Source organism: Terriglobales bacterium (assembly GCA_035561515.1).
Lineage (GTDB): Bacteria > Acidobacteriota > Terriglobia > Terriglobales > Acidobacteriaceae > DATMXP01.
The window spans coordinates 1-5,083 of the sequence record DATMXP010000012.1; the positions used below are offsets into that span (position 1 = coordinate 1).

The following is a 5,083-nucleotide window of genomic DNA, read 5'->3' on the forward strand; positions in this document are numbered from 1 at the left end:
ACGAATCCCAGCCCGGCCCCCTCTACTTACAGGGCGACCACGGCCCGGTAGAGTTTCGTAACATCGTGATTACTCCGTTGGTGAAGGATTGAGCGGCCGCGGTTTGGTGCTGTGCGGCATGTTCGTTCTTAGAGCAGTCTGGGAGATGGCTTTGTTAGAAATCGGATTCGCCCCAATCGAAGCAACTGCTGAGGCGTGTCCGGCGCCTCGTCGGACTTAGTCGAGATTCATAAGTACGTGAAGCACATCGTTTGTACGTCCGGGACAGCCGCCTAGCGTTTAGGGGTTAGTGCCGTCCTAATTCTCTTGAGGACCGACTCCATAGCGGAAAGCTGGTGTTCCCAAACTCTCAACACCCGCCAGCCATCTTGTTTCAATTGAGCAGTCGTCTTCACATCCCGAGCACGATTGCGCTGGACCTTTGCGTCCCAATAATTCGTATGCGACGACGGTCTTCTGTAGCACTTAGGACAGCCATGCCAATAGCAGCCATCTACAAATAGAAGTACGCGTTCGTGTCGGAACGCAAAGTCAGGTTTCCCGAAAATGTCGGATGGATTCAATGTCCAGCCACGAATGCCAGCCCGGATCAGACACGCACGGAGCCGCCATTCAGTTGACCGATTCCGTTGGGATCGTACTTGCGCCATCACCCTTGAGCGGGTCTCCGGGGACACCGTATCCATCTCAGACCTCTTCGCCGGGTTCTACGGTAGGAACGACGCCACCAATCTCGTTATACCTCTGTGTAGCAAGCCGCTCAAGACGCAGAGCTTGCGTCATAAGCGTGCGACGAAGCCCCTTGGATACCTTGCGCTCACTGATGACTCGTGCGAGAGCGGCGATAGTCGTAGCACGTCTCGCTATTCGCACGTCCGGGTGTTTGCGCTGTTCGTACAGGTTGTCAGGAATGATGCCTGACCGGGTGGATGGTGGGAGTTCAATTAGGTCGGTAGGCGCTATGTCGCCCTCGTTCAGTACAGCACCGAAGCTGGATTGGCTCAATACATGCTGAAAAACCGTGTATTCGGCGGCATTCAATATCCTCTTCGCCTCACGATCTTTCTTGTCCTTTCCCTGCAACTCCCACAACGGCCACACCTCAATTTCCGCCACTTCAAACGGGTCTAACACATTCATCGCTACTGCGTCAGTGCGCTGGTTCGTGAGATGCCGCCCAATACGCACCTGCAACATCTCGTTTGTCTGACCGACATAAATCGGCTCACGATCGTAATCGTAGAAGGCGTAGACGCCCCATATCGCCTTGCCAATCTTTTCCCCGTTGGAATCGGTCGTATCCAAGAACGACCGGATTTGCAGTCGAATGGCGGCTACGTCCTGCGAGACGCCCTGCGGTCCATTCTCGTTTTCTTGTGGCGGCATTAAGCCGCTATCATAACCTGATTGGTGGCGGCGATTGGAGTCAGCAGATGAGCGCTCAACCATCGCACAACGGGAACCGCTAGTCCGTCACCGAACAGATGGTATGCCTCGTTGTATTTGGTTGGCAATGCATAGTCTTCAGGAACACCCATCAACCGTGCGGCTTCTCGTGGAGAGAGCAAGCGTGACCGCACCCGGTGACCGTCGACCACCACGATGGTCTGTCTACTTGAGCCGCCAACTGGTGTCCTGAGACAACCCGAGATTTGATCAAACCGAATCTCGGCTCTCTGCACCATTACGCCTGCTTCGTTTGGTCTGCTGCGCCTGTAAACGGTGCCGACAATCCGTCTCCCGAGGTGTTGCGCTTTCTTCAACTTCTGCAAGTGCAGGGGAGACATGAGGCTGATAAGCCGTTCTGTTTGTTCTTGGCTGTGCCAGCCTACGCCCGTGGGTTCGTCTTCGATGATGGTGCTGAATGCTGGAACCGGAGTTGTTGGAGCAGGAAGCCACCACCACACCCAAGAATTCTGTACACGACTGGACAGGTGTGAGTGCGCCATCTGCAGAGAAGGTGTATGCCAAGGTTCAGAGGCAGCGGGAAGGACGTGGTCTTGCACTTCGGTTGCGGAATGGACGGCGACGATAAACAGTCTAGGCCGGGAGTGAGGCAGGAAGCGCACTGCGTCAATCACCAGCGCACCCACTCGATATCCTTCGTCTGACAAAGCGCCCACGATTGCAGCGAAATCTCGCCCGTCGTGTGACGTGAGAGTGCCGATCACGTTTTCCAGAACCACGATCTGTGGAACCCGACCAATGCTGATGATCCCACGCATAAGCCTCCAAAACGGCTTGAACGTGCCGCTCCGGTCACCCGCCAGCCCAGCCCCATTGCCAGCAAGTGACAGATCCTGACAAGGGAAAGATGCCCACACGAGCGTCGGCACACCGGGAAGTTCGTGGGGCTTCAGGTCCGCAACATCGCAGACATGGAGTTCGTTTCCACCACCAAATCTTGCCTTGTACGCAGCGGCCTTCTTCTCGCACCACTCGTTCGAGAAGGTGCATTGCCATTCCTCTCCCAGGCCGAGGCGGGCCATGCCGCCGCCAGCGAAGAACTCGTACCACGGCAATCGGTTGGATTCTTGCGTCATCGTCCGCTCCCCATTCTCATCGACTGAACCCGGCATTCTGAATAGCCACTTCAGGCTGACTGCTTAACCAGCCAATCACGGAGCATGTCTTCTACGAGTTCACTGAACTCCTTGCCCTGTTCGAGCAGACGTGCCCGAACCTTGTTCTTCATTTCTCGGGGGAGATATAGAGATGTTTGCACATAAAAGGGGTTCGAGTGTTTAGCTGGCTTTCGGCCCCGCCGTGCTATGTCCACCTGCGTATCTGGCACGGCGGGTATTTGCGTGCTCAGACCGTCAGGTTTTCGCTTATTCGAAGTCGTCACGCCCGACACCACATACGAGGAGCATATCAAGTAGACCCGTATTTGGAAACATAGATTGTTAAATATCTGAATACCTAAAAGATGAAAAGCCGGTTTGGCCCTCCACTCTTGAAAATTATCCTGCTGCTACGCTCAGCCCTTGAGAGTGGAAGCAATCAGGGCACCGGTGATGGCGGCTGTTTCAGCCCGGCGGTTTCCGCTACAATAACGGTACCTGCATGTCCGAAACGCTCCGTCCCAAGTTGTGTCTGCTTATAGGCGTGATGCTAGCCTCAGCTATCTCGCCCGCCCTGCTTGCCCAACCCGCCGGGGAGCGCACCATCCAGTGGGGCTTCGAGCAGCGCGTCCGTACCGAGAACTGGGACAACATCATGGACTGCAATGATGCCACCCCGGATCTGCGCAACCAGATCCGCTACCGCACACGCCTCTGGTCCAATATCCCGCTATCCCACGACATCGATTTCTACGTTGGGCTGGACCAGGAAACAAACCAGATCGTCCGTGCCCGCGTCCCCTGGCGCATGGACGAGGTGATCTTCGAAAACGCCTACCTCGACTTCAAGCGCCTCTTCACCGACGGCCTCTCCCTCCGGGTCGGGCGCCAGAACCTCATGCGCGGCGAGGGCTTCCTGCTCCTCGAAGGCACCCCCTACGACGGCTCCCGCTCCATCTACTTCAACGCCGCCAACCTTGCTTACTCCTGGAAAAAGTCGAAGCTCGAGTTCATCGGCATCTCAAACCCCAAAAGCGATCGCTACCTGCCCCGCTTCAACGACCGCGCCAGAACACTGATCGAGCGCGACGAGCAGGCGCTGGGGTTCTACTACACCGATAAAAATTCAGCCCGCACGAGTCTGGAGTCCTACTACTTTTATAAGAAAGAAGTTCACGACAGCCGCCTCCCCACCAATCCCCAGTTCCAGCCCGATCGCCACGTCCACACCGCCGGCGGCCGCGCCGTCCACGCCGTCACCAAGAACCTGAGCCTCACCGGCGAGCTCGCCCTCCAGTGGGGCGCCCAGCATCCCTCCACCAGCATCGCCGGCTGGGGCGGTTACGCCTACGCCAAGCGCCAGTTCGCCGGCAGCACCAAACCCTACGTGCAAGCCGGCTGGTGGGGATTTTCCGGCGACGATCCCAACACCAAAGATCGCGTCGAGGGCTGGGACCCCCTCTTCTCCCGCTGGCCCAAGTGGAGCGAGCTCTACCTATATACCCAGTTCCGCGAAACCGGCGTCGGCTACCAGACGAACCTGCGGATGTGGCAGGGCGAGGCCGGCTTCACCCCCTGGAAACCCGTCCAGTGCCGCGCCACCTACTACCACATCGACGCCTTCCACCCCTTCCCCGGAGCCACCACTATCTACGGAAAAGGCACCGCCCGCGGCGACATGTACCAGGGCCGCATGGACTTCAAGGCCACCCCCAACTGGAGCGGCCACGTCCTATGGGAGCACCTGCTGCCCGGCAGTTTCTACTCCGCCAAAACCCCCAGCTACTTCCTGCGCTTCGAGATTATGTACCAATTGAAGGGCTCGATTCCGTTATAAGCCAAACGGTTGAGGCACGCCGCGCGGTCCCGCCCCGGGGACCCGGTGCCACAATGGAGACACGGAACACACGCCGTGTCCACCATACCCGAAACCGCATCGAAAACCGCGCGCACGGCCCACATGCGCCATCTGGTGGATCAGCTCCACCGCCTGGAAGCCCGGCTGCGCGCCGGCGGGGGCCAAGCCCGCGCCGAAAAACAGCGCCACGCCGGCAAACTCACCGCCCGCGAGCGCATCGCCGCCCTCGTTGACCCCGGCACCCTGTTCGTCGAGGTTGGGCTGCTCGTCGCGCACGACAAGTACGATGGCCAGGCGCCCGCTGCGGGCGTGGTTACCGGCTTCGCCCGCATCGAGGGACGCCCCGCCGTCATCGTCGCCAACGACGCCACGGTCAAGGCTGGCGCCTGGTGGCCCGAAACCGTAGCCAAAATCCTGCGCGCGCAGGAAATCGCCATGCGCAACCGCGTCCCCATCGTCTACCTGGTGGATTCAGCGGGCGTAAACTTACCCTTCCAGGACGAAATCTTCCCCGGCCAGCATGGCGGCGGCCGGATTTTCTACTATAATTCGCTCATGCGGCGCCGGCTCCGGGTGCCGCAAATAGCCGCCGTGATGGGCCCCTGCATCGCGGGCGGCGCCTATCTTCCCGCCCTGAGTGACATCATCATCATGGTTGAGA

The 5,083-nt window shown here is 58.6% G+C and carries 4 protein-coding genes; 2 read left to right on the forward strand and 2 right to left on the reverse strand.

Annotation, left to right across the window (positions count from 1 at the left end):
• Positions 1-687: 687 nt before the first annotated feature.
• Both VN577_04345 and VN577_04350 read right to left on the reverse strand, forming a co-directional pair.
• The gene (locus VN577_04345) at positions 688-1,386 is read right to left on the reverse strand and encodes a GIY-YIG nuclease family protein (protein HWR14034.1); all 699 of its coding nucleotides are present in this window, start codon (positions 1,384-1,386) and stop codon (positions 688-690) included.
• Positions 1,386-2,543, reverse strand: a complete 1,158-nt coding sequence (locus tag VN577_04350; GenBank protein ID HWR14035.1) for a DNA cytosine methyltransferase — start codon at positions 2,541-2,543, stop codon at positions 1,386-1,388. The genes VN577_04345 and VN577_04350 overlap by 1 nt, the downstream gene beginning before the upstream one ends.
• Positions 2,544-3,066: 523 nt before the next feature.
• Here VN577_04350 and VN577_04355 point away from each other — a divergent pair.
• Together VN577_04355 and VN577_04360 are read left to right on the forward strand one after the other, a co-directional pair.
• Positions 3,067-4,401, forward strand: coding sequence for an alginate export family protein (locus tag VN577_04355; GenBank protein ID HWR14036.1), 1,335 nt, complete (start codon positions 3,067-3,069; stop codon positions 4,399-4,401).
• Between the two features lie 75 nt (positions 4,402-4,476).
• The coding region (locus tag VN577_04360) for a carboxyl transferase domain-containing protein (protein HWR14037.1) at positions 4,477-5,083 on the forward strand (607 nt) is incomplete at its 3' end.